26 protein-coding genes and 1 pseudogene are annotated in these 22100 nt (G+C 61.4%); 20 read left to right on the top strand and 7 right to left on the bottom strand.

Annotation, left to right across the window (positions count from 1 at the left end):
- Positions 1-209 precede the first annotated feature (209 nt).
- Both rhtA and CAF77_RS18635 read left to right on the top strand, forming a co-directional pair.
- On the top strand, positions 210-1097 hold the full coding sequence (rhtA, locus tag CAF77_RS18630) for a threonine/homoserine exporter RhtA (RefSeq protein WP_064378542.1): 888 nt from the start codon (positions 210-212) through the stop codon (positions 1095-1097).
- A gap of 168 nt (positions 1098-1265) precedes the next feature.
- A complete protein-coding gene (locus tag CAF77_RS18635; protein WP_064378543.1) occupies positions 1266-1547 on the top strand; it encodes a hypothetical protein in 282 nt (93 codons plus the stop codon).
- Positions 1548-1557: 10 nt separating this feature from the next.
- Here CAF77_RS18635 and CAF77_RS18640 read toward each other — a convergent pair whose 3' ends face one another.
- Positions 1558-2127 carry a TetR/AcrR family transcriptional regulator gene (locus CAF77_RS18640; protein ID WP_064384019.1) on the bottom strand — a complete coding sequence of 190 codons (570 nt, stop codon included), beginning with the start codon at positions 2125-2127 and terminating at the stop codon, positions 1558-1560.
- Positions 2128-2218: 91 nt separating this feature from the next.
- Between CAF77_RS18640 and CAF77_RS18645 the strand changes: the two genes are divergently transcribed.
- Both CAF77_RS18645 and CAF77_RS18650 read left to right on the top strand, forming a co-directional pair.
- Positions 2219-2947: an SDR family oxidoreductase gene (locus CAF77_RS18645; RefSeq protein ID WP_064378544.1), complete on the top strand. Its 729-nt coding sequence runs from the start codon at positions 2219-2221 to the stop codon at positions 2945-2947.
- A gap of 32 nt (positions 2948-2979) precedes the next feature.
- Positions 2980-3570, top strand: a complete 591-nt coding sequence (locus CAF77_RS18650; protein ID WP_064378545.1) for a 2-hydroxychromene-2-carboxylate isomerase — start codon at positions 2980-2982, stop codon at positions 3568-3570.
- Here the strand turns inward: CAF77_RS18650 and CAF77_RS18655 are convergent.
- Positions 3567-3911, bottom strand: a pseudogene (locus CAF77_RS18655) (zinc-binding dehydrogenase); the annotation flags it as partial. The gene CAF77_RS18650 and the pseudogene CAF77_RS18655 sit on opposite strands and share 4 nt — an antisense overlap.
- Here CAF77_RS18655 and CAF77_RS18660 point away from each other — a divergent pair.
- On the top strand, positions 3885-4517 hold the full coding sequence (locus CAF77_RS18660) for a LysR family transcriptional regulator (protein WP_084776869.1): 633 nt from the start codon (positions 3885-3887) through the stop codon (positions 4515-4517). The pseudogene CAF77_RS18655 and the gene CAF77_RS18660 overlap by 27 nt on opposite strands.
- On the opposite strand, the gene CAF77_RS18665 is transcribed toward CAF77_RS18660, so the two are convergent.
- The 4 genes from CAF77_RS18665 to CAF77_RS18680 all read right to left on the bottom strand — a co-directional run bounded on the left by CAF77_RS18665 (position 4510) and on the right by CAF77_RS18680 (position 8732).
- Positions 4510-6318 carry an aminopeptidase P family protein gene (locus CAF77_RS18665; RefSeq protein WP_064378547.1) on the bottom strand — a complete coding sequence of 603 codons (1809 nt, stop codon included), beginning with the start codon at positions 6316-6318 and terminating at the stop codon, positions 4510-4512. The two genes, CAF77_RS18660 and CAF77_RS18665, sit on opposite strands and share 8 nt — an antisense overlap.
- Before the next feature lie 55 nt (positions 6319-6373).
- Positions 6374-7540, bottom strand: coding sequence for an aminotransferase class V-fold PLP-dependent enzyme (locus CAF77_RS18670; protein ID WP_064378548.1), 1167 nt, complete (start codon positions 7538-7540; stop codon positions 6374-6376).
- 206 nt (positions 7541-7746) lie between these two features.
- Positions 7747-8361: a LysE family translocator gene (locus CAF77_RS18675; RefSeq protein WP_085655096.1), complete on the bottom strand. Its 615-nt coding sequence runs from the start codon at positions 8359-8361 to the stop codon at positions 7747-7749.
- 101 nt (positions 8362-8462) lie between these two features.
- Positions 8463-8732 (bottom strand): hypothetical protein, encoded by a 270-nt coding sequence (locus tag CAF77_RS18680; protein ID WP_011335229.1) that lies wholly within the window; start codon positions 8730-8732, stop codon positions 8463-8465.
- A 388-nt stretch (positions 8733-9120) separates the two neighbouring features.
- On the opposite strand from CAF77_RS18680, the gene msuE reads away from it, so the two are divergent.
- From msuE to CAF77_RS18700, 4 genes are read left to right on the top strand one after another with little or no spacing between them, the layout of a single operon-like run.
- Positions 9121-9684, top strand: a complete 564-nt coding sequence (gene msuE, locus CAF77_RS18685; protein ID WP_085655098.1) for an FMN reductase — start codon at positions 9121-9123, stop codon at positions 9682-9684.
- Between the two features lie 10 nt (positions 9685-9694).
- Positions 9695-10840, top strand: a complete 1146-nt coding sequence (gene ssuD, locus CAF77_RS18690) for an FMNH2-dependent alkanesulfonate monooxygenase (RefSeq protein ID WP_085655100.1) — start codon at positions 9695-9697, stop codon at positions 10838-10840.
- A 10-nt stretch (positions 10841-10850) separates the two neighbouring features.
- Positions 10851-12038: an acyl-CoA dehydrogenase family protein gene (locus CAF77_RS18695; protein ID WP_085655102.1), complete on the top strand. Its 1188-nt coding sequence runs from the start codon at positions 10851-10853 to the stop codon at positions 12036-12038.
- 23 nt (positions 12039-12061) lie between these two features.
- On the top strand, positions 12062-13165 hold the full coding sequence (locus tag CAF77_RS18700; RefSeq protein WP_064378552.1) for a sigma-54-dependent Fis family transcriptional regulator: 1104 nt from the start codon (positions 12062-12064) through the stop codon (positions 13163-13165).
- Here the strand turns inward: CAF77_RS18700 and CAF77_RS18705 are convergent.
- Positions 13162-13527: an antibiotic biosynthesis monooxygenase gene (locus CAF77_RS18705; protein WP_064378553.1), complete on the bottom strand. Its 366-nt coding sequence runs from the start codon at positions 13525-13527 to the stop codon at positions 13162-13164. The two genes, CAF77_RS18700 and CAF77_RS18705, sit on opposite strands and share 4 nt — an antisense overlap.
- Before the next feature lie 90 nt (positions 13528-13617).
- Here CAF77_RS18705 and soxR point away from each other — a divergent pair, with 90 nt between their 5' ends.
- The 11 genes from soxR to CAF77_RS18760 all read left to right on the top strand — a co-directional run bounded on the left by soxR (position 13618) and on the right by CAF77_RS18760 (position 22092).
- Entirely contained in the window at positions 13618-14076 is a 459-nt protein-coding gene (gene soxR / locus CAF77_RS18710; RefSeq protein WP_064378554.1) for a redox-sensitive transcriptional activator SoxR, read from the top strand.
- A gap of 153 nt (positions 14077-14229) precedes the next feature.
- Complete coding sequence (locus tag CAF77_RS18715; protein WP_085655104.1) at positions 14230-14688, top strand: VOC family protein; 459 nt, start codon at positions 14230-14232, stop codon at positions 14686-14688.
- Between the two features lie 141 nt (positions 14689-14829).
- On the top strand, positions 14830-15705 hold the full coding sequence (locus tag CAF77_RS18720; RefSeq protein ID WP_085655106.1) for an alpha/beta fold hydrolase: 876 nt from the start codon (positions 14830-14832) through the stop codon (positions 15703-15705).
- 252 nt (positions 15706-15957) lie between these two features.
- Complete coding sequence (locus CAF77_RS18725; RefSeq protein WP_085655108.1) at positions 15958-17157, top strand: PepSY domain-containing protein; 1200 nt, start codon at positions 15958-15960, stop codon at positions 17155-17157.
- Complete coding sequence (locus tag CAF77_RS18730) at positions 17154-17696, top strand: thiamine pyrophosphate-binding protein (RefSeq protein ID WP_085655110.1); 543 nt, start codon at positions 17154-17156, stop codon at positions 17694-17696. The genes CAF77_RS18725 and CAF77_RS18730 overlap by 4 nt, the downstream gene beginning before the upstream one ends.
- Positions 17693-18025, top strand: coding sequence for a hypothetical protein (locus CAF77_RS18735; RefSeq protein WP_064378559.1), 333 nt, complete (start codon positions 17693-17695; stop codon positions 18023-18025). Before CAF77_RS18730 ends, CAF77_RS18735 begins: the two co-directional genes overlap by 4 nt.
- Positions 18022-18588 (top strand): DUF6162 family protein, encoded by a 567-nt coding sequence (locus tag CAF77_RS18740; protein ID WP_085655112.1) that lies wholly within the window; start codon positions 18022-18024, stop codon positions 18586-18588. The genes CAF77_RS18735 and CAF77_RS18740 overlap by 4 nt, the downstream gene beginning before the upstream one ends.
- Before the next feature lie 35 nt (positions 18589-18623).
- Positions 18624-19553 carry a metal ABC transporter substrate-binding protein gene (locus CAF77_RS18745; protein ID WP_085655114.1) on the top strand — a complete coding sequence of 310 codons (930 nt, stop codon included), beginning with the start codon at positions 18624-18626 and terminating at the stop codon, positions 19551-19553.
- Positions 19550-20293: a metal ABC transporter ATP-binding protein gene (locus CAF77_RS18750; protein ID WP_064378562.1), complete on the top strand. Its 744-nt coding sequence runs from the start codon at positions 19550-19552 to the stop codon at positions 20291-20293. The genes CAF77_RS18745 and CAF77_RS18750 overlap by 4 nt, the downstream gene beginning before the upstream one ends.
- Positions 20293-21192: a metal ABC transporter permease gene (locus CAF77_RS18755; protein ID WP_085655116.1), complete on the top strand. Its 900-nt coding sequence runs from the start codon at positions 20293-20295 to the stop codon at positions 21190-21192. Before CAF77_RS18750 ends, CAF77_RS18755 begins: the two co-directional genes overlap by 1 nt.
- The gene (locus CAF77_RS18760; RefSeq protein WP_085655118.1) at positions 21193-22092 is read left to right on the top strand and encodes a metal ABC transporter solute-binding protein, Zn/Mn family; all 900 of its coding nucleotides are present in this window, start codon (positions 21193-21195) and stop codon (positions 22090-22092) included.
- The last annotated feature ends 8 nt before the right edge of the window (positions 22093-22100 follow it).

The following is a 22100-nucleotide window of genomic DNA, read 5'->3' on the forward strand; positions in this document are numbered from 1 at the left end:
CTTACTTAACTCATTGAATCTCAAGGAGTTTTCCGTTTCGACTGCGCCGGAAGTGGGGCGAATTATAGAGACTCAGAATCTGCCGTCAACCCTTAATTTGAGTTTTCTATCAAGACAGGGAAAAAGGCCGCTTCTATATAGACGGGAACGTAGCGAGTGCGCACTATATTGCTCAACACAACAGCTACCTCCCCGGATGATGCCACGCAATGAACCACCAGCCTCGCAGCCTTGCCTCAACCCTGTTCCCGGTTGGCCTACTATTAATAGCCATGGCATCGATCCAGTCCGGCGCATCCTTGGCTAAAAGTATGTTCCCCATTGTTGGCGCTCAAGGCACGACAACGCTTCGCCTGATCTTCGCCAGCGTGATCATGCTGTTACTGCTCAAACCCTGGAGAGCGAAGCTGACAGCCAAGTCGCTGCGCACAGTGATTGTCTACGGGATGGCGCTGGGAGGTATGAACTTCCTCTTCTATATGTCGTTACGTACCGTTCCGCTCGGCATCGCAGTCGCTCTGGAGTTCACCGGCCCGCTGGCAGTCGCCATCTATGCCTCACGTCGCGCTATCGACTTTCTCTGGATTGCACTGGCTGCCATCGGCTTGTTGCTGCTGATACCAACTGGCGCTACAACAGCGGGTATTGATCTGATCGGCGCAGGCTATGCGCTGGGAGCGGGGGTTTGCTGGGCGCTCTACATTCTGTTCGGCCAAAAGGCGGGCGCGGATAACGGTGTGACCACCGCGGCGCTTGGCGTGATGATCGCCGCCCTGTTCGTTGCCCCCATTGGCATTGTCCATGCCGGCAGCGCACTGCTGACACCTGCACTGATTCCGATCGCCATTGGCGTTGCAATCCTCTCCACAGCCCTGCCCTACACGCTGGAAATGGTTGCGCTCACCCGAATGCCCGCACGCACCTTCGGCACATTGATGAGTATCGAACCAGCGTTTGGTGCGCTATCAGGTCTGCTGTTTCTGCAGGAATACCTTTCTTTGTCACAATGGATGGCAATTCTGTGCATTATTCTGGCCTCGGTCGGAGCAACCATGACGATGGGCAGTACCTCTAAACCCGCCATCGCTGCAGATTGAAAGAGGATTTTACGAAGGTCTGGCAATTGGCGCTCATTTAGGCCATGTTTAGCCTCGCAACCCAATGCCAGACATGGATTTTTTCGGATAGGGACATCAGAACGCTTCAAGCGAGAGCGCATAAAGGCAGACCCGAGCGCCAGACTCGAGGCCGCCATAAGGACGGTAATGAAACGAATTTTGATACTGATCGCCATACTGGCTGTTGCAGGCTGCGCGGCGACGTCGAAGACCCACGTCAAACATGGCAAGAAAGGGTTACACATCAACTGTTCGGGGCTGTCCTCTTCTTGGGACAAGTGCTACACCAGCGCCGCCAACTCTTGCGCACCAAAGGGCTACAAAGTCATTGCAAAATCAGGCGATACGGTGGAAGAGCCGGGTGATTACCCCTTTGGCCTCAACCCTGCCGGCTATACCAGCCGCAGCATGATCGTCATCTGCAAATAAACCATCGCCGCTACTGCACTCGCGAAGCGGCGAGCTGGTTCCCGATCTCTTCATGACAGGACTTCAGCACCCGCTGCTGAACCTGCGGGGACGCCAGCATTCGTGCCACTACCAGCGCCCCGACACACTGCGACAGAATCGCCCAAGCCAGGCTGTCGCTTTCCAGAATCTGCGCCCAACTTTCCTGAAGCTTGCAAATCCACAGCTCGGCCTGTTCCCGCACAACATTATCCGACCGCGCAATCTCGGCGCCCAACGCAGGCAATGCGCAGCCCAACTCAGGCTGCTCGACATGGGCCATGCTCAGATAAAGTTTCAGGCACCGCTCCAGTCGCTCGCGATCCTGCGTACCCTGCCCGCCCAAGCGCTCAAGACTCTGGCACAACTCGCGTTCGACGATAGCCGCGAACAAGGCATCCTTGGACGAGAAATGACTGTAGAACGCCGCCCCACTCAGGCCGATTGCCTTCATCAGGCCATCGACACCCATTGATGAGAACCCGTTTCTTTTCGCAGAAAGCGAACTGCTTTGCAGAAGCTTTTCTTTGGTTTCCAGCTTGTGACCGGCGGAATACCGCATGTATTTGTCCTCACATTGAGTGCCTTGACGCTGGGAAAATCCTAGCATAACGTTCGTTCACTTAACGATCGTTTAATAAAGGGATCCACCCATGAATAACAAGAAGGTCGTATTGGTTGTCGGTGCAGGTGATGCCACGGGCGGCGCCATCGCCAAGCGGTTCGCCAAGGAAGGTTTCGTCGCGTGCGTCACGCGGCGCAGCGCCGACAAGTTGCAGCCGTTGGTGGAAGCGATTCAGGCGGACGGCGGTGAAGCCCACGGTTTTGCCTGCGACGCGCGCAAGGAAGAAGACGTCATTGCGCTGATCGAAGATATCGAAACCCGCCTCGGTCCGATTGAAGCATTCGTTTTCAATATCGGCGCCAACGTGCCCTGCAGCATCCTCGAAGAAACTGCACGCAAGTATTTCAAGATCTGGGAAATGGCCTGCTTCTCCGGTTTTCTCAATGCCCGCGAAGTCGCCAAACGGATGGTGACCCGTAGCCGCGGCACTATCCTGTTCACCGGCGCGACTGCCGGATTGCGCGGCGCCTCAGGCTTCGCCGCATTCGCCGGAGCCAAGCACGGTATCCGGGCTCTGGCACAGAGCATGGCCAGAGAGCTTGGCCCGATGAACATCCATGTCGCCCACGTCGTGGTCGATGGCGCCATCGATACCGACTTCATCCGCGACAATTTCCCTGAAAAATATGCCACCAAGGATCAGGACGGTATTCTCAACCCCGACCACATCGCCGAGAACTACTGGTATCTGCATAGCCAGCCACGGGACGCCTGGACGTTCGAGCTGGACCTGCGGCCCTGGAACGAACGCTGGTAATCCCCCAATAACAAAAACAGAGAGCAGCGAACATGAGCAAAACCGTGGAGTTCTATTTCGATCTCGGCAGCCCCGCCACTTATCTGGCGTACACCCAACTGCCGAAAATCTGCGCCGAGACCGGCAGCCAGTTGATCTACATTCCGATGTTGCTGGGCGGCGTCTTCAAAGCCACCGGCAACGCGTCTCCGGCAATGATCCCGGCCAAGGGTCGTTACATGTTTCAGGACCTGGACCGCTACGCCAAACGCTACGGCGTGCCCCTTAAATTCAATCCGCACTTCCCGATCAATACCCTGATGTTGATGCGCGCGGTCACCGGCATTCAACTGCGTCATCCCGATCGCTTCCAGGCGTTCATCGATTGTCTGTTCAAAGCGCTGTGGGTTGAAGGCCGCCCCCTCGATGAGCCGGCAGCGGTTGCCACCGTGCTCACCGAACATGGCTTCAATCCTGAAGAAGTACTGGCATTGACCAACGATGAAGCAGTCAAGGCCGCGCTCAAGGACAACACCGAAACCGCCGTGAAGCGTGGCGTCTTCGGAGCGCCGAGCATGTTCATCGACAAGCAGTTGTTCTTCGGTCAGGACCGGCTCGACTTCGTGCTGGAAGCCCTTCGCTAAATCTCCACCACCAGACGCCCCTGAGCTGCTTTCGTTGCAAGCAGCTCATGGGCTTCTGCTGCGGTTTCCAGCGTGAACCGATGCGGATCGAGCAGCGGTCGCAGCTGGCCGGACTCAATCAACGCGGCAGCCTGGCGCAAAATCTCGCCATGATGCTCACGCCCACTGCCGGTCAGTAACGGCAGCAAGGTGAACACTCCCGCGGCCAACGCATACACCTCATCGCCCGGCGTCCAATTCTGCACGCCCTCACCCACTGCTTCGATCACACCTGCCAGATCCAGTCCCACCACTGCCGGCAGCGGTTGCCGGGCATGGGTGGCCTGCCCCGCACGAATTTTCAGATAGTGCTGCGCGCCCTTGAAAATGAATTGGGCGGCAAGCTGATTGCCCGCAGCACACGCAAGCTGTCACTGACCGATGAAGGTCAGCGGTACTACAGCGAATGTCGAAATATCCTCGCGGCCGTGGACGCCGCCGAGCACAGTTTCCAATCCGGCAGGGAAACCGTGGCCGGACCTTTGCGGATCGGCTCCTCCGTCAGTTTCGGCCGTTTGCAGATCGCCTCGCGGCTGGCGGAATTTCTGCAACGTTATCCTCAGGTGCAGATCGACCTGCAACTGAGCGACCAGAACCTGTGGAGCTACGAGAAGGATGGCCAACACCACGACGTACGCATCCAGGGCAACGCCCAGAGCAACAACTCCGAAGCGATCCGTGAAATGGTCTTGGGGGGACTGGGGATTTCGCTGTCACCGGTCTGGCTGTTCAGCGAAGATTTGAAGGTGGGCCGAGTGGTCGCCCTGTTGCAGGACTACCAGACATTACCGCTGCCGATTCACGCCGTGTCCCCGGCGAACCGTCGCCAGTCCGCCAGGGTCAACGCGTTTGTCGATTTCATGACCCAGGCGCTGGCAGCAGCGCCCGAGCTTCAACCAATCAGATAGCGGCAGTACGCGTGTTCAGCCATTCCAGTGCCGCGCCTTCAAGCAGCGGGCTCAGACGCTCGCGCACTTCGGCGTGATAGGCATTGAACCATTGCTTCTCTTCCTGCGTCAGCAAGGACGGTTCCAGGCAACGGGTGTCGATCGGGCACAGAGTCAGGGTTTCGAACTTGAGGAACTCGCCGAACTCGCTGCTTCCTGCTTCAACGTTCATCGCCAGGTTCTCGATCCGCACACCCCAGCGGCCCGGACGATAAGTGCCCGGCTCAATGGAAGTGATCATCCCCGGTTGCATGGCGGTTTGCGGCGCCGGAGCAGCTTGATAGGCGATCACCTGCGGACCTTCGTGAACGTTGAGGAAATAACCCACACCGTGACCGGTGCCGTGACCGTAGTCCACGTTCTCGGCCCAGATCGGCGCACGGGCAATCGCGTCCAGCAGCGGCGACAGAATGCCTTTCGGGAAATGCGCGCGGGACAAAGCAATCACGCCTTTCAACACACGAGTGCAATCGCGCTTCTGCTCATCCGTTGGCGTACCAACAGCCACCATGCGCGTGATGTCGGTAGTGCCGCCCAGGTATTGACCACCGGAATCGATCAGCAACAAGCCATCACCTTCGATCACCGCGTGTTCTTCCGGGGTGGCATGGTAGTGCGGCATCGCGCCATTGGCGTTGAATGCAGCGATGGTATTGAAACTCAGCGACACGTAATCCGGACGACGCTCACGGGCCGCCGTGAGTTTTTCGTCGATGGTCAGCTCGGTAATGCGCTCGCGGCCCCAGGCCGATTCCAGCCAGGCGAAGAATTCACACAACGCCGCGCCATCCTGCTCCATCGCCTGACGTATATGCCCGGCATCCGCCAGGCTCTTTTGCGACTTGGCCAGAGTGGTCGGGTTCAAGCCTTCGACCAGCTTCACGCCACTGTCGAGGTTATCCAGCAGGCCACTGGTGACCCGCGCCGGATCCACCAGCAGGCTCGCGCCACTCGGAATCGCACGTAGGGCATCGGCGACTTCGCTGTAGTCGCGCAGGGTTACGCCGTCTTTTTCCAGCACGGCGCGCAGCTCAGCATCGACCTTGCTCAAGGCCACAAACAGTGTGGCTTGTTGCTGGCTGATCAGCGCGAAGGAAACGAACACCGGGTTGAACGACACATCGCCGCCGCGCAGGTTGAACAGCCAGGCGATGTCGTCGAGGGTGGCGATGAAGTGCCAATCGGCGCCGCGTTCCTGCAAGGTTTCGCGCAGTTTGCCGAGTTTCTCGCCACGGCTGACAGTCGCCTGCGGCGGCAGGTGCTGGTAGATCGGCGCGTTCGGCAACGCCGGACGATCGCTCCAGACTTCTTTCAACAAGTCGATGTCGGTCCGCAGGCTGGCACCCCGGGCTTCGAGCTTGCTGCCCAGCGTACGTGCCGACGCGACAGCCATCACCGCACCATCGACTGCGACCACGCCACCTTCCGGCGTCTGCTCGGCCAGCCAGTCCAGCGGGCTCGGCTGACCCGGTTGCAGTTTCACCAGCTCGATGCCGCTGCCCCTGAGTTCCTTGGTCGCCTGTTCCCAGTAGCGACTGTCGGCCCAGACCCCGGCGAAATCGGGGGTGACAATCAATGTGCCCACCGAGCCATGGAAACCCGACAGCCATTGCCGGCCCTGCCAGTAACCCGGCAAGTATTCCGACAGGTGCGGGTCGGCGGACGGCACCAGCAACGCGTGGATACCTTCGCGACGCATCAGTTCACGGGTGTGCGCGAGGCGCTGGGGAACCGTTCCTTCGGTCAAGGTCTGGGTACTCATCATGTCTCCTGCCAATCACTTCATCGTTATTGTTCGTAGCCGTCAGGTCGGCTGGTTAAAGTCCTGTCGCCCAGAATGCCGGAGCACTGGCGCAGGCGGTCTTGATCAGTTCTACAGCCTTGTCGATGTCTTCGGCGGTGGTGAAACGGCCGAGGCTCAGGCGAATCGTGCGGCCGGCCAGGTGCGCGTCGTGCCCCAATGCCAGCAAAACGTGGGACGGTGTATTGCTGGCGGAATTGCAGGCCGAAGTCGCGGAAAACGCGATCGAATGGCTCAGCGCCGCCGGGTTGAACTCGCCTTCGCTGAAGGTCAGGCTCAAGGTGTGCGGGATACGTTGGGTGCTGCTGCCGTTGAGGCGCACGCCGGGCAGGCTCAAGAGTTGTTCGAGCAGTCGCTCGCGCAACGCGACGATGGTTTTCTTCTCGTCATCGAAAGCCTCGGCGGCCAGGGCAAACGCCGAGCCCATGGCAGCGATCTGATGAGTCGCCAACGTACCGGAGCGCAAGCCGCCCTCGTGACCACCACCGTGAATCTGCGCCTGCAAGCGCTGCTGCGCACGCGGGCCGACATACAGCGCGCCGATGCCTTTTGGGCCGTAGAGCTTGTGCGCCGAGAACGACATGAGATCCACCGGCCATTGCGCCAGATCGATCGCGACCTTGCCGGCGCCTTGCGCCACATCGACATGGAACAACGCCCCACGCCCACGCACCACTTCGCCGATGGCCGGGATGTCGTTGACGGTGCCGAGTTCGTTGTTGACCAGCATCAGCGACACCAGAAAGGTGTCATCACGCATCGCTTCGCTGACCGCTTGCGCAGTGATCAGGCCTTCGGCGTCCGGCACCAGATAGGTCACGGCGACACCGGCGTCCTGCAATTGCCGGGCGGTGTCGAGGATGGCCTTGTGTTCGATCTGACTGGTGATGATGTGCCCGCCGGACACACCACGGGCCTGGGCCACGCCTTTCAGTGCAAGGTTGTTGGATTCGGTGGCGCCGGAGGTCCAGACGATCTGTTGCGCCTGGGCGCCAACCAGTTCGGCGACTTGCCGGCGAGCGTTCTCGACCGTTTGCCGGGCCTGCTGACCAAAGGCGTGGGAGCTGGAGGCCGGGTTGCCGAAATTACCGTTGAAACCCAGACACTCGATCATCACCTGGATGACCCGCTCGTCCACCGGGGTGGTGGCGGCGTAATCGAAATACAGCGGACGTGTGTTCATAAAAAGACTCGCAGAGCGTGTTCCGGGATCAGGATGCTCGTGTCTGCAAACGGCACGACGCAGCCTTGTGAGCTGCGTCCGGGTTCGAGAGCGTCATCAATACCTGATCGGAGGCCGTTAAAGAAGAACAACTTCATTTAAAAGTGCGTAGGAACGCTCCTGAACGCGACTTTAACAGGCATCGGGCCGGCGGTTGTAGCACTGCGTCAGCCAAAGCTTTCAAGGAGTAACGGATACAGCGAAATCACCAGCAGCGCCGCCATGCCCCAGTTGAACACCCGCAACCAGCGGCGATCCTTGAGCACGTTGCGCAACAGAGTCCCGCACGCCGCCCAGACACCGACGCTCGGCAGATTGATGATGGCGAACACCGCCGCAATCACGATTACATTGGTGAAGTAACCCTGCATCGGCGTGTAGGTGCTGATGGCGCCGATGGCCATGATCCACGCCTTGGGATTGACCCACTGAAAAGCCGCCGCGCCGAGATAGCTGATCGGCTTCGCTTCGCCCTGCTCGCTATCACCGACCGGGCCGGAATGAGCGATTTTCCACGCCAGGTACAGCAAGTACGCCGCCCCCACATAACGCAGGACCGTATAAAGCAGCGGATAAGTCTGGAATACCGCGCCCAGGCCAAAACCCACCGCCACCACCAGCACGAAGAAGCCGCAAGTAATGCCGAGCATATGAGGGATGGTGCGGTTAAAGCCGAAGTTCACGCCCGATGCCAACAACATGGTGTTGTTCGGCCCCGGTGTGATCGAGGTGACAAGGGCAAACAGGGCAAAGCCCAGCAACAGGTCGAGCGAGAGGGTCATGGCAGGCAGTCCGTCAGGGTCATTCAGGTGTTGACCCTATCCCACGGCGCCGTGCAAACCCAAGGACAGTTGGGCAAAACTTCGAGCAGTACAGTTCTCAATCAGCTTGGACGACCGTGCAGCTGTACGGCCCGTTCGGCGCTCATTTCACCCTTGGTATCGAAACCGAATGTCTTCTGTGGCTGGCCGAGCAATTCGGCTTTTTTCGCGTGGTATTCCTCGAAGGACAGACCGCGACGGTTCAGCGATTCAAGCGCCAGTTCGCGGGTTTCTTCCGCCGTGTAAGGACGCAGTTCCGGGGAAACGTGGCTCGCGCAACCGGCGAGAACGGAGACAGCGAGCATCAGCGAAACAGTCAGTAAACGATTCATGGGAGCGTCCTGGCGAGCAGTGTGGGTCGATGGAGAAAGGCTACGCCCGGGCCCGCTCTGGCAGAAATCAACGCTCTCAATAGTGGCTATCAGAATTCGGGCAGGAATCGCTCTCATATTCTCAAAAGACCTATCAATATCAATTAACAGTCTTTTGCGGAATAACAGTCAGCCTTTATAAATCCTTCATCGCGTTCGGCACTGTTGCTCCAGCAACTGTTTCCCAGGCAACAGCAGTTCAACAAACCGGCCTGAAAGTCACACGAGTACAGCCGCCGACAACGCTCGAAGCCCCGGAATACGGGCCTTACAGGAATTGGTACAGCGCTTGCTCTGACCCGGTGACTACTCACTGCTCGCCGAGCAACTGTTGAAAAAGGAACTGACCATGTCGCGTCCACTGAAAGTCGTCGCCCTGTCCGGCGGAACCTGGCGTCCGTCCCGCACCCTGGTGCTGACCCAGGCCCTGCTGGCCGAATTGTCCGGGCACCTGCCGGTCGAGAGTCACCTGATCGAACTCGGTGACATCGCCCGCCCGCTGGGCGCCGCGCTGTCCCGTCAAGAACTGCCAGCCGAGATCGAAGCCGAACTGCAAGCCATCGAACAGGCTGATCTGCTGATCGTCGCGGCGCCGGTGTATCGCGGCTCCTATCCGGGTTTGCTCAAACACCTATTCGACCTGATTGATCTGAATGCATTGATCGACACGCCTGTGCTGCTCGCCGCCACCGGTGGCAGCGAACGCCATGCGTTGGTCCTCGATCACCAGTTGCGCCCGCTGTTCAGCTTCTTCCAGGCCGTGACCCTGCCGATCGGCGTATATGCCACCGAAGCCGACTTCGCCAACTACCAGATCACCAGCGAACCGCTCAAGGCGCGCATCCGTCTGGCCGCCGAACGCGCCGCGCCGCTGTTCGGTGCTCACCTCAAACCGTTGCTGAAAATCGCCTGAGGAGCTGTTCATGGATGTTTTCTGGTTCCTGCCGACTCACGGCGACGGTCACTATCTGGGCACCACCCAAGGCGCACGCCCGGTCACCCTCAATTACCTGAAACAGGTGGCGCAAGCTGCGGACAGCCTCGGCTACCACGGCGTGCTGATTCCCACCGGGCGTTCCTGCGAGGACTCGTGGGTGATCGCCTCGGCGCTGGTGCCGCTGACCGAACGCCTGCGTTATCTGGTGGCGATCCGTCCGGGGATCATCTCGCCAACCGTTTCGGCGCGCATGGCCGCCACCCTGGATCGACTGTCCAACGGCCGCCTGCTGATCAACGTTGTGACCGGCGGTGACCCGGACGAAAACCGTGGCGACGGCAATTTCCTCAGCCACAGCGAACGCTACGAAGTCACCGACGAATTCCTCAAGATCTGGCGCCGCGTGTTGCAAGGCGAAGCGGTGGATTTCGAAGGCAAACACCTGAAGGTACAGAACGCCAAAGCCCTGTATCCACCGGTGCAGAAACCCTACCCGCCACTGTATTTCGGTGGTTCCTCCGACGCAGCTCACGATCTGGCCGCCGAGCAGGTCGACGTGTACCTGACGTGGGGCGAACCACCGGCCGCCGTCGCCGAGAAACTCGCCGACGTGCGCGAACGCGCCGCCCGTCACGGGCGCAAAGTGAAGTTCGGCATCCGCCTGCACGTGATCGTGCGCGAGACCGCCGAAGAAGCCTGGAAAGCCGCCGACAAACTGATCGAGCACATCAGCGACGAAACCATCGAGGCTGCGCAGAAATCCTTTTCCCGTTTCGACTCCGAAGGCCAGCGACGCATGGCCGCGCTGCACGACGGGCGCCGCGACAACCTGGAAATCGCCCCCAACTTGTGGGCCGGCGTCGGCCTGGTGCGCGGCGGTGCCGGCACTGCATTGGTCGGCGATCCGCAGCAAGTGGCGGCGCGAATCAAGGAATACGCGGATCTGGGCATCGAGAGCTTCATCTTCTCCGGTTATCCGCATCTCGAAGAAGCCTACCGCTTTGCCGAACTGGTCTTCCCGCTGTTGCCCGAACCGTACGCGAGCCTGGCCGGACGCGGCGTCACCAACCTCACCGGGCCGTTTGGCGAAATGATCGCCAATGATGTTCTGCCCGCCAAAGCCAACGCCTGAGGAAGACCGAGTGACTGCCAAACCGCAAAGCACCCTGCTTTCCCCGTTGCAGACCGCCCGCCAACTGGCCGCTGAATTCGCCCTGACCGCCGTCGAGCGCGACGAGCGTGGCGGCACGCCGAAAGCCGAACGCGACGCCCTGCGCGACAGCGGTCTGCTGGCCCTGAGCATTCCCACCCGTTACGGCGGCCTCGGCGCGCGCTGGAGCGAAACCCTGCAAGTCGTGCGCGAATTCGCCAAGGTCGACAGCTCGATCGCCCACGTCTTCGGTTTTCATCATTTGATGCTCGCCACCGTGCGCCTGTTTTCCCGCCCGGAACAATGGCAGCCGTGGTTCGAACAGACCGCGCGGCAGAACTGGTTCTGGGGCAACGCGCTCAATCCGCTGGACACCCGCACCGTGGTCAAGGACCTCGGTGGCTGGCGCGAGTTTTCCGGCAAGAAGAGCTTCTGCTCCGGCGCCAGCGATTCGCAGATGCTGATCGCCTCGGCGGTGGACGAAAGCAACGGCGGCAAATTGCTGATCGCGGCGATCCCGAGCGGGCGCAGCGGCATCACCCTGCACAACGACTGGAACAACATCGGCCAGCGCCAGACCGACAGCGGCAGCGCCACGTTCGAACGGGTGCGGGTCGAAGAATCGGAACTGCTGCTGGATCCGGGGCCGCTGAGCACACCGTTCGCCTGCTTGCGCCCGTTGATCGCGCAACTGACGTTCACCCACATGTTCCTGGGCATCGCCGAAGGCGCCTTCGAAGAAGCGCGGCAATACACCCTCAGCGAAACCCGGGTCTGGCACAAATCCTCGGTGCGCGACGTGCGTGAAGATCCTTATGTGCTGGCCCATTACGGCGAGTTCTGGGTCGCTCTCGAAGGCATCCGTCTGCTGGTGGAACGCGCCGCTGCGTTGCTCGACGAGGCCTGGGCCAAAGGCCCGAACCTCAGCGCCGAAGAACGCGGTCATCTGGCCACGGCGATTGCCACGGCCAAGGTCGCCGCCAGCCGACAGGGCCTGGAGATTTGCAGCCGATTGTTCGAAGTCACCGGCGCCCGTTCGACCCACGCCTCGCTGCGCCTCGACCGACACTGGCGCAACCTGCGCACGCAAACCCTGCACGACCCGCTGGATTACAAACTCCACGAGCTGGGCGACTGGGCGCTGAACCAGTCCCTGCCGGTGCCGACGTTCTATTCCTGATTTCCTTTCGTGGAGCGAGACCCATGCAACTGCTGACCCTGCCGCCTTCACCCGCCCTGGCCACCTCAATCCGCGCCACTGCTCAGGTCTTCGAAGACCCGAAATCCCAGGCCCTGCTCGCGCATCTGCAACAGGTCGCACCGAGCGAAGCCAGCGTGCTGATCATCGGCGAAACCGGCACAGGCAAGGAGTTGGTGGCGCGGCATATCCATAACCTGAGCAACCGGCGTAACCGGCCGTTCATCGCGGTCAACTGCGGGGCGTTTTCCGAATCGCTGGTGGAAGCCGAACTGTTCGGCCATGAAAAAGGCGCCTTCACCGGCGCCCTCAGTGCGAAGGCCGGGTGGTTTGAAGAGGCGGATGGTGGCACCTTGTTCCTCGATGAGATCGGCGATCTGCCGATGGCGATCCAGGTCAAATTGCTGCGGGTGTTGCAGGAACGCGAAGTGGTGCGCCTCGGATCGCGCAAGAGCATTCCCATCGATGTACGGGTGCTGGCGGCGACCAACGTGCAACTGGAGAAAGCCATCAACGCCGGGCATTTCCGCGAGGATCTGTATTACCGGCTGAACGTAGTGAATCTGGAGCTGAGCCCGTTGCGCGAGCGGCCCGGCGACATCCTGCCGCTGACCCGGCATTTCATCGAGGCCTACAGTCAGCGCCTGGGTTATGGGCGCGTCACCATCAGTCCCGGCGCCGAACACAAACTGCGCGGCTACAGTTGGCCGGGCAACATCCGCGAACTGGAAAACGTCATCCATCACACGCTGCTGATCTGCCGTAACGGCGTGATCGAACGCGACGATCTGCGCCTGTCGAACCTGCGCATCGACCGGCCCGACGATCAGCACGCGACCGCCGACGACTCACCGGAAGCGCTGCTGGAACGCGCCTTCCAGAAACTCTTCGAACAACAGGCCGGCGCCCTGCATGAGAAGGTCGAAGACGCGTTGCTGCGCGCGGCTTATCGCTTCTGCCATTACAACCAGGTGCACACCGCGTCCCTGCTCGGCCTGAGCCGCAACGTCACCCGCACGCGCCTGATCAAGATCGGCGAACTGGCGGTGAACAAGCGGCGGCCCACGGAAAACCTGCAAGGCGAGCGCTTGATCCAGCTGTCGATCTAGCCGACCAGTTGGCAGTGCAAACCGTCGTCATGATTGCGAGCGATGCTGCTCAGCACCTGGAAGGAACCGAAGGTCACGGTGCGCGCCTGATGAGTGCGAATCAGTTGCCAGAAATCCTGCTCGCCGGTTTCGAAACTCTGGAACGCCGCCTCCCCCGCCTCCCGGGACTGCCATTGCAGAAAGCTCAACACTCGCCGGCCATCGTCGCTGGCCTGGACGCTCGCGCTGACGAAGCCTGAGTAACGCTGTGCCAGACGTTCGGTCTGCAGCGCCAGCGCCGACACCAGCGCCGGTTGCTGGCCGGGTTCGATTTCAAATTCGATCAATTGGGTAAAGCTGCGGTTTTTCGCTGGTGCTTGCATGAGATCCCCACTCGGTCAGGCGAATCTTGCGATTCGAAGGCCTGCAGGGTAAAACCTCGAGTTAACTAGAGGTCAAGGGGCAATTTGCAGATGATCACTGCGCAAAATGTGCACAAGCAACTGACCGTCGGCGAAGTCGCGGCCCGCAGCGGCGTGGCGGTCACCGCCCTGCACTTTTATGAATCCAAGGGTTTGATCAAAAGCCAGCGCAACGCCGGCAACCAGCGGCGCTATCCACGGGAAGTGCTGCGGCGGGTCGCGTTGATCAAAGTGGCGCAACGCCTGGGCATTCCACTGGCGGAAATCGGCGAAGCGTTGAAACAGCTACCGGACAACCGCGCACCAACGGCAGCGGACTGGAAGGTGCTGTCGGAGCAGTGGCGGCGAGAGCTGGACGAGCGGATCAATCAGTTGATGCTGCTGCGCGACCGGCTGACCGGTTGCATCGGTTGTGGGTGTCTGTCGATGGAGGCCTGCCCGCTGCGCAATCAGGGCGACGTGCTGGGCGAGCGAGGGCCGGGAGCGCACTTTCTCGACGTTCCCGACTGAGGACTCGCTGCGCTCCGGCGTCGCGAGGGCTGCTCGTCGGCTGCTCGGTCATGGCGGCGGCACGGATCTATAGTTGAGCGACCGGCAACCCCGGCGAAGGCACACCTTCAACCACTAATAAAAACCAGGCAACAAATAACAGGGAGTACCGCCATGAGCGTCAAACCCATTCCCGAGGGGTATCACAGCATTACCCCGTACCTCGGCATTCACAAAGCTGCCGAAGCCATCGATTTCTATAAAAAAGCATTCGGTGCCACCGAAGTCATGCGCCTGAGCATGCCCGACGGCGGCATCGGCCACGCCGAACTGCGCATCGGCGACAGTGCGATCATGCTCGGCTCGCCATGCGATCAAGGGCCTTTGAGCAATCCGGACAAAGCAGTGTCGGTCGGTTTGCATCTGTACGTGACCGATGTCGACAAATCCTTTCAGCGTGCGCTGGAGGCCGGCGCGAGCTCGGTGTCCGAGGTCAAGGATCAGTTCTACGGCGACCGCAGCGGAACATTGAAAGATCCGTACGGGCATCTGTGGTTCCTCGCCACGCGCAAGGAGGACCTGACCCAGGCACAGATCGAGCAACGGGCAAAAGAGATGTTTCAGCAAGATTAGCCACGCCGAATATCCATTCCCGCGCAACGCGCGGGGGTGGGCGAACACGATTCATGAACCGTCGAACCACGCTTCACGTCTTGTCATGAACGCCCGGCGATTTCAGGATGCAGGCCACTCGCCTGAATAAAGGATCACCCGATGTTTGCCGGATTCGTCAAAGACCAGCGCCACGTCAACGGTGTGGACATCACCTACCGCATCAAAGGCAGCGGCCCGGGCCTGCTACTGTTGCACGGGCACCCGCAGACCCACGTCATCTGGCACAAGATCGCCGGGCAACTGGCCGAACACTTCACTGTGGTCGCTGCCGACCTGCGTGGTTACGGCGACAGCAGTCGTCCGCCGGCCGATGAAGCTCACCTCAACTATTCCAAGCGCGAGATGGCCCGCGACGGCGTGGAATTGATGAAGGCGTTGGGCTTCGAGCAGTTCTCGATCCTTGCTCACGACCGTGGCGCGCGAGTCGCCCATCGTCTGGCGCTCGATCATCCCGCCGTCGTGCAGCGCATGGTCCTGCTCGACATCGCGCCGACGCTGGCGATGTACAGCCAGACCAACGAAGCCTTTGCCCGGGCCTATTGGCACTGGTTTTTCCTGATTCGTCCGGCACCGCTGCCGGAAACCCTGATCGAAGCCGACCCTGAAGGCTATCTGCGCAGCGTCATGGGCAGTCGCAGCGCCGGGCTCGCGCCCTTTACCGACGAGGCATTCAGCGAATACCGGCGTTGCCTGGAACGTCCCGGCAGTGCTCGTGGGATCTGCGAGGATTACCGCGCCAGTGCCGGCATCGACCTGGAACATGATCGCGCCGACCTCGCAGCCGGCCGCCACCTGACCCTGCCGTTGCTGGTGCTGTGGGGCGCCGAGGGCACCGTCGGTCGCTGCTTCGATCCGCTGAGGGAATGGCAACATGTTGCCACTGATGTACGGGGCAAGGCTTTGCCTGCCGGTCATTACCTCGCCGAAGAAGTGCCCGAATTGTTACTGACCGAAGCACTCGACTTTCTCCGCTGATTCCCCTCCTCCAATCCGGCGGCATGCGCCGTCGGACTGCTTCGCCTGCCCCGCAGAAATTCGCCCACGCGACAGCAACCTGCAATCGCGAAACATTTACTTTCATATCGTTTATCGGGATTTGCTTCGGTCATCCGTCTTATAGAGATGCGGGCCGGTCGCGTAGGCAAAAGCCACGACCGGCCTTTCAGGGGAACCCGTGCTGCGAAGCCCGTAGTACCGCTCCCTCTCACTGAATCAAGACCCGTCATCATGTCGAAGAAGTCCCGCTCGAAACTGTGGTTCCTGGTACACAGCTGGCTGGCGTTGCCGATCTGGTTTTTCGTTTTGATCGTCTGCGTCACCGGCACCCTGGCGGTGGTCAGCCAGGAAATCGTCTGGCTGGCCAACCCGCAGATGCGCGCCAGCGCACCGTCGGACGATGCACCGCGCCTGAGTTACGACCAGATCCTCGCCGAAATCAAGAAAGCCGAACCTCAGACCCTGGTGCAGAGCATCAACCGCCCGGATGAGTCGCACTTTGCCCTCGACGTCGAGGTCAGCTATCCCGACGGCCGTTCGCTGACGGTCTACGTCAACCCCTACACCGGGGTGATCCAGGGCACGGCGCCAAACTTCAACTTCAAGGCGTTCACCCGCGCACTCCATGGCTGGTGGCTGGTGCCGTTCACCAACGGTTTCAGCTGGGGCTGGTACCTGGTGTCGTTCCTCGGCCTGCCGATGCTGGCCTCGCTGGTGACCGGGCTGGTGGTGTACAAGCGCTTCTGGAAAGGCTTTTTCCGCCCGACCCTGCGCTTCAATCATGGCGCGCGGATCTTCTGGGGCGACTTCCACCGCTTGAGCGGCATCTGGTCGATATGGTTCATCGCGGTGATTTCGGTCACCGGCACCTGGTTCCTGATCCAGGCGCTGCTGTCGGACAACCAGATTTCCATTTCCAGCGAGCCGATCATTCCGGCCATGTCCCGCGAAGCCGTGCCATTGTCGAGCGACGGTTCGCCACCGCCGCGTATCAGCCTGGACCGCGCCATCGAAATCGCCCAGACAAAAATCCCCGGCCTGGAAGCCAGCTTCATCAGCCTGCCGGGCAATGCCTACGCGCACCTGGATATCGGCGGTCGCGGCTGGTATCCGCTGATGTACCAGACCGCCACGCTCAATCCGTACAGCAGTGACGTGGCGGCCTCGCGGCTGTTGTCCGATCGCACGTCACTGGAGTTCGTCACCGAATCCATGCGTCCGCTGCACACCGGTGATTTCGGCGGTCTGTGGATCAAGCTGATCTGGTTCTTCTTCGGCCTGCTGCTGAGCATGATGGTCCTCAGCGGCCTGCTGATCTGGACCAAGCGCACCGCGCTGGCCACCGCCAACGCCCTCAAGCGCGAGCACAAGAAACAGCGCGTGCAGGCACAACCGGCCCTGCGCGGTGAAACGTCGGAGGCCAACCTGTGAGCAAGTCCACTAGCGTGGCTCAGCCTTCACGGCTGAGCGTGATCTGGCACAAATGGCGCTTCCACATCAATGTGCTGTTGCTGCTGATCCCCTTGGGCTTCATGCCCAAATACTTTGCCGACGCTGCGCTGTTCCGTGGCGACAGCGGCCTGGGCGAGCGCGAGATCGGCGAAATCCAGGTCGGGCCATGGAGTCTGCGTCTGGCCGAATTGCGTGACGAGGCCCCGCGTTCCGACGGCCCGGCAGGCTATCTGAAAGGTTTTAATGCCGCGCTGTGCGAGGCCTGTATCGAGCCGGTCAAGGCCACTTACCTGCGCATCGGCAAGCCGCGCAGCCTGCGAGCCGCCGGTTCGATCTTCTTCGGCACGCCATACCGCATGGGCATTCAGTTGCCGGTGCCGGAAAGAACCAAAGCCGACGCCGAACTGTGGATCACCATGGAAGGCTGGGACGGCAGCATGCATCAAGCCTCGATTCCACTGAGCCAGGCTTCCCCCGCCACGGTGGCCTGGCTGAACAAACAAGGAGCCAAACCATGAGCCGTCCTTTCCGCCTTGGCATGAGCGCCGCATGGCTGGCACTGTGTGCCGGTTTCAGTACCAGCGCCCTGGCCCACAATCCGATGTGCGAGTGCAAGGCCATCGACGCCGAGCAGATCAAATGCACCGGCGGCTTCTCCGACGGCAGCGGCGCACCGGGGGTAACCCTCGATGTGATCGGCTACGACGAAACCATCCTGGTGCCGGGCAAGCTCGGCGCCGATTCGACCCTGACCTTCAAGAAACCCGGCGCCGAATTCTACGTGCTGTTCGACGCCGGCCCCGGCCACGTGGTCGAAATCGACCAAGCGGATATCGAAGCCCCATGATCCCACCGACCACCCAGGTTGTACGCCCGGCCGGTGCCGGGCATGAAACCCTCAACGTGCTGCTGATGTGCCTGCTGATCCTCGCGGTCGCCGGATCGGTAATCGCATGGCGCGGCGTCTCCCACGAACCGGAGCCGGTTTCCAGCCATCAGCTCGATGCCCGGCGCGATCTCGGCGCCAGCGAGCAAGGCATCTATGCCGACTTGCGGGTAACCCTCGACGAGATCCGCCTGCTGCGCGAGGAACAGCAAGCGCTGCCGACCCCGCAGAACCTGGCGGATGAAGGTTTCGCACCGTTCGCCCAGGACGCCAGCTCTGTGAGCCGTGGCGGCCATGTCTGGCAATTGCTGGCCAATGCCGCCTACTTCGGCCACAGCCAGGCACCCGCCGTGGCCGGCTCGTTTCTGATGCGCCTGAACGACGCCGCGCCGGACATCTGGCTCAACCGCGCCACCGATCTGCAAGCGCCGACAGACCTGTCCGATGCAGCGCTAAGCGCTGCCGGCTGGAAACAGATCGTCGCGCAATTCGATGCCGGGGTGACCCGCGAACATCGTCATTGAACCCTCGCCTTCATTCGAGAGAAGACCGCTTGCCCATGCCTAGTTCATCTCAACGCCGTCCTTTCCTGCGCCTGCTGCTAATCGGTCTGTGCGCCTGCCTGCTGAGCCCGCTGGCCAGCGCCGATCAGGCCAAGCGCCTGCGCATCGGCATCACCCTGCATCCGTATTACAGCTATGTGGCGAACATCGTCGGCGACAAGGCCGAAGTCGTGCCGCTGATTCCCGCCGGCTTCAACCCGCACGCCTACGAGCCGCGCGCCGAAGACATCAAGCGCATCAGCGGGCTGGATGTGATCGTGCTCAACGGGGTCGGCCATGACGACTTCGCCGACCGCATGATCGCCGCCAGCGAAACGCCGAAGATCAAGACCATCGAAGCCAACGAAAACGTGCCGTTGCTGGCCGCCACCGGGGTTGCCGCGCGCGGTGCCGGCAAAGTGGTGAACCCGCACACGTTCCTGTCGATCAGCGCCTCGATTGCCCAGGTCAACAACATCGCCCGGGAGCTGGGCAAGCTCGACCCGGACAACGCCAAGACCTACACCCAGAACGCCCGCGCCTATGGCAAACGCCTGCGGCAGATGCGCGCCGACGCCCTGGCCAAGCTGACCCAGGCACCGAACGCCGAACTGCGGGTGGCCACAGTGCACGCCGCTTATGACTACCTGCTGCGCGAGTTCGGTCTGGAAGTCACCGCCGTGGTCGAACCCGCCCACGGCATCGAGCCTAGCCCGAGCCAGTTGAAGAAAACCATCGACCAACTGCGCGAGCTGGACGTGAAAGTGATCTTCTCCGAGATGGATTTCCCGTCCACCTACGTCGACACCATTCAGCGTGAATCCGGTGTGAAGCTGTACCCGCTGTCGCACATTTCCTATGGCGAATACACCGCCGACAAGTACGAAAAGGAAATGACCGGCAACCTCAACACCGTGGTGCGGGCGATTCAGGAGTCCGGCGCATGACGGCTCAGGAAAACCTGTCGATTGCCAGCAGCGGCCCGACCCTGGATTTCGCCGACGTCAGCCTGACCCTCGGCCGCACGACGATCCTCGACAAAGTCACCTTCCAGGTGCAGCCCGGCAGCGTGCATGCGCTGGTCGGTCCCAACGGCGGCGGCAAGAGTTCGCTGATCAAGACCCTGCTCGGGCAGATGCCCCATCAGGGCCGGCTCAGCCTGCAATGGCCCGGCGAGCCCGGCACCATCGGTTACGTGCCGCAGGCGCTGGAGTTCGATCGGGGCCTGCCGATGACCGTCGACGATTTCATGGCTGCCATGTGCCAGCGCCGCCCGGCCTTTCTCGGCCTGAGCAAACGCTACGCCGGCGCTATCGGTGATGCGCTGGAGCGGGTCGGTATGCAGGACAAGCGCAAGCGCCGGATGGGTGCGCTGTCCGGTGGCGAACGCCAGCGGGTATTGCTCGCCCAGGGCCTGATTCCGGCACCGCAACTGCTGGTGCTGGACGAACCGATGTCGGCCCTCGATGAAGCCGGGATTCAGGTCTTTGAACGCCTGCTGGGCGACTGGCGTGCGGCGGGCATCACCGTGCTGTGGATCGAGCACGATCTGGAAGCAGTCGGGCGTCTGGCCAATCGCGTCACCGGCCTCAACCGCCGAGTGCTGTTCGACGCCTCGCCGCAACAGGCCCTGACCCCGGAACGTTTGCTGACCCTGTTCTCGACCCATCCACGGAGCGCTGCCTGATGAGTTACGAAGCCTTTCGTTTGATGGTGCAGGGCTGGGCCGCCTCCGGTTACCTGCCGGAAGCCCTGGCCTACGGTTTTGTGGTCAATGCGCTGCTTGCCGGCCTACTGATCGGCCCGGTGCTCGGTGGCCTCGGCACGCTGGTGGTGGTCAAGCGCTTCGCGTTTTTCTCCGAGGCGGTGGGTCACGCGGCACTGACCGGCGTGGCCATCGGCATTCTGCTCGGCGAGCCCTACACCGGGCCGTACGGCAGCCTGTTCGGCTACTGCCTGCTGTTCGGCATTCTGCTCAACTACTTGCGCAACCGTACCGGCCTGGCTCCGGACACATTGATTGGCGTATTCCTGTCGGTGTCCCTCGCCCTGGGTGCCAGTCTGCTGCTGATTCTGGCGGGCAAGATCAACGTGCACATTCTGGAAAACGTGCTGTTCGGCTCGGTGCTGACGGTCAACGGCAATGACCTGCTGGTGCTGGCGATTGTCGGCTCGCTGGTCATGGCGCTGGCCCTGCCGTTGTACAACCGGATCATGCTGGCCAGCTTCAACCCGCAACTGGCGGCGGTGCGCGGCGTCGCGGTGAAAACCCTGGATTACCTGTTCGTGATTCTGGTGACGCTGATCACCGTCGCCGCCGTGAAAGTCATTGGCGCGATTCTGGTCGGTGCGCTGCTGGTGATTCCAGCGGCGGCTGCGCGCCTGCTCAGCCAGTCGCTCAAGGGCTTTTTCTGGTGCTCGGTGCTGATCGCCACGGTCAGTACCCTGTGCGGGATTCTTGCACCGATCGTGTTCGACCTGCCGATTCCGTCCGGCGCCGCGATCATTCTGGTCGCCGGTATCGCCTTCGCCCTCGCCGCGATTGCCCGGGGCGTCGTCCCCAGTCTGAAAGGGAACCTTGGATAAATGGCTTTTTCATTGCGACAACTGACCCTGGCCATCGCCCTCACCGGCGCGGTTTCGAGCCCTCTGCTGGCTGCCGAGAAACCGTTGCGGGTGCTGGCCTCGCTGCCGATCACTTATGGTCTGGGCGAAGTCCTGCTCAAGGGCACCGACATCAGCCTCGAACGCGCTGCGCCGGCGAATCTGCCGGGCAGCCGTCAGACTGCCTACTTCACCGGTCGCGGCGCCCCGGCGCTGAGCAAACTGGCCACCGGCGCCGATGCCGTGATCGGCGTGCGCTCGCTGTGGGCCGATGATCCGCTGTACCCGATCGCCAGACGCAGCAACATCCGCATCGTCGAAGTCGACGCCGCCCGCCCGGTGGACGGCGCCCTGCCCGGCATTGCTGTGCAACCGGGGCTCAAGGTCGACGGCCTGAACAGTCAACCGTGGCTGGCGAGCAACAACATGGGGCGCATGGCCGATGTGATGGCGGCGGATCTGGTGCGCCTGGCACCGAAGGACAAACCGAAGATCGAAGCCAATCTGGCCGCACTGAAACAGCGCTTGCTGAAACTCAGTGCCGACAGCGAGGCGCGCCTGGCCAGTGCCGACAACCTGAGCGTGATGAGCCTGAGCGATCACTTCGGTTACCTGATCGGCAGCCTGAATCTGGAATTGATCGGACAGGACGCCCGACCGGATGCCGAGTGGACGCCGGAAGATCTGAAAAAACTCACCGCGACCCTGAAAGACAACGACGTAGCAGTGGTGCTGCACCATCGGCAGCCGTCGGACGCGGTCAAAGCGGCGATTGCCGAATCGGGCAGTCATCTGCTGGTGCTGAGCACCGACGCGGCGGATCCGGTGGCAGAGCTGGAAGGCAATCTGGATGTGCTGCTCAAGGGCCTGGCCGGCGCCTGAGGCCAGTT

The organism is Pseudomonas sp. R15(2017) (assembly GCF_002112685.1).
GTDB lineage: Bacteria > Pseudomonadota > Gammaproteobacteria > Pseudomonadales > Pseudomonadaceae > Aquipseudomonas > Aquipseudomonas glycinae.

What these genes read in the sequence shown, in the direction of transcription:
- rhtA (WP_064378542.1), top strand. Translation starts at nt 210, where the DNA reads ATGAACCACCAGCCTCGCAGCCTTGCCTCAACCCTGTTCCCGGTTGGC.
- CAF77_RS18635 (WP_064378543.1), top strand. Translation starts at nt 1,266, where the DNA reads ATGAAACGAATTTTGATACTGATCGCCATACTGGCTGTTGCAGGCTGC.
- CAF77_RS18640 (WP_064384019.1), bottom strand. Translation starts at nt 2,127, where the DNA reads ATGCGGTATTCCGCCGGTCACAAGCTGGAAACCAAAGAAAAGCTTCTG.
- CAF77_RS18645 (WP_064378544.1), top strand. Translation starts at nt 2,219, where the DNA reads ATGAATAACAAGAAGGTCGTATTGGTTGTCGGTGCAGGTGATGCCACG.
- CAF77_RS18650 (WP_064378545.1), top strand. Translation starts at nt 2,980, where the DNA reads ATGAGCAAAACCGTGGAGTTCTATTTCGATCTCGGCAGCCCCGCCACT.
- CAF77_RS18660 (WP_084776869.1), top strand. Translation starts at nt 3,885, where the DNA reads ATGGGTGGCCTGCCCCGCACGAATTTTCAGATAGTGCTGCGCGCCCTT.
- CAF77_RS18665 (WP_064378547.1), bottom strand. Translation starts at nt 6,318, where the DNA reads ATGAGTACCCAGACCTTGACCGAAGGAACGGTTCCCCAGCGCCTCGCG.
- CAF77_RS18670 (WP_064378548.1), bottom strand. Translation starts at nt 7,540, where the DNA reads ATGAACACACGTCCGCTGTATTTCGATTACGCCGCCACCACCCCGGTG.
- CAF77_RS18675 (WP_085655096.1), bottom strand. Translation starts at nt 8,361, where the DNA reads ATGACCCTCTCGCTCGACCTGTTGCTGGGCTTTGCCCTGTTTGCCCTT.
- CAF77_RS18680 (WP_011335229.1), bottom strand. Translation starts at nt 8,732, where the DNA reads ATGAATCGTTTACTGACTGTTTCGCTGATGCTCGCTGTCTCCGTTCTC.
- msuE (WP_085655098.1), top strand. Translation starts at nt 9,121, where the DNA reads ATGTCGCGTCCACTGAAAGTCGTCGCCCTGTCCGGCGGAACCTGGCGT.
- ssuD (WP_085655100.1), top strand. Translation starts at nt 9,695, where the DNA reads ATGGATGTTTTCTGGTTCCTGCCGACTCACGGCGACGGTCACTATCTG.
- CAF77_RS18700 (WP_064378552.1), top strand. Translation starts at nt 12,062, where the DNA reads ATGCAACTGCTGACCCTGCCGCCTTCACCCGCCCTGGCCACCTCAATC.
- CAF77_RS18705 (WP_064378553.1), bottom strand. Translation starts at nt 13,527, where the DNA reads ATGCAAGCACCAGCGAAAAACCGCAGCTTTACCCAATTGATCGAATTT.
- soxR (WP_064378554.1), top strand. Translation starts at nt 13,618, where the DNA reads ATGATCACTGCGCAAAATGTGCACAAGCAACTGACCGTCGGCGAAGTC.
- CAF77_RS18715 (WP_085655104.1), top strand. Translation starts at nt 14,230, where the DNA reads ATGAGCGTCAAACCCATTCCCGAGGGGTATCACAGCATTACCCCGTAC.
- CAF77_RS18720 (WP_085655106.1), top strand. Translation starts at nt 14,830, where the DNA reads ATGTTTGCCGGATTCGTCAAAGACCAGCGCCACGTCAACGGTGTGGAC.
- CAF77_RS18725 (WP_085655108.1), top strand. Translation starts at nt 15,958, where the DNA reads ATGTCGAAGAAGTCCCGCTCGAAACTGTGGTTCCTGGTACACAGCTGG.
- CAF77_RS18735 (WP_064378559.1), top strand. Translation starts at nt 17,693, where the DNA reads ATGAGCCGTCCTTTCCGCCTTGGCATGAGCGCCGCATGGCTGGCACTG.
- CAF77_RS18740 (WP_085655112.1), top strand. Translation starts at nt 18,022, where the DNA reads ATGATCCCACCGACCACCCAGGTTGTACGCCCGGCCGGTGCCGGGCAT.
- CAF77_RS18745 (WP_085655114.1), top strand. Translation starts at nt 18,624, where the DNA reads ATGCCTAGTTCATCTCAACGCCGTCCTTTCCTGCGCCTGCTGCTAATC.
- CAF77_RS18750 (WP_064378562.1), top strand. Translation starts at nt 19,550, where the DNA reads ATGACGGCTCAGGAAAACCTGTCGATTGCCAGCAGCGGCCCGACCCTG.
- CAF77_RS18755 (WP_085655116.1), top strand. Translation starts at nt 20,293, where the DNA reads ATGAGTTACGAAGCCTTTCGTTTGATGGTGCAGGGCTGGGCCGCCTCC.
- CAF77_RS18760 (WP_085655118.1), top strand. Translation starts at nt 21,193, where the DNA reads ATGGCTTTTTCATTGCGACAACTGACCCTGGCCATCGCCCTCACCGGC.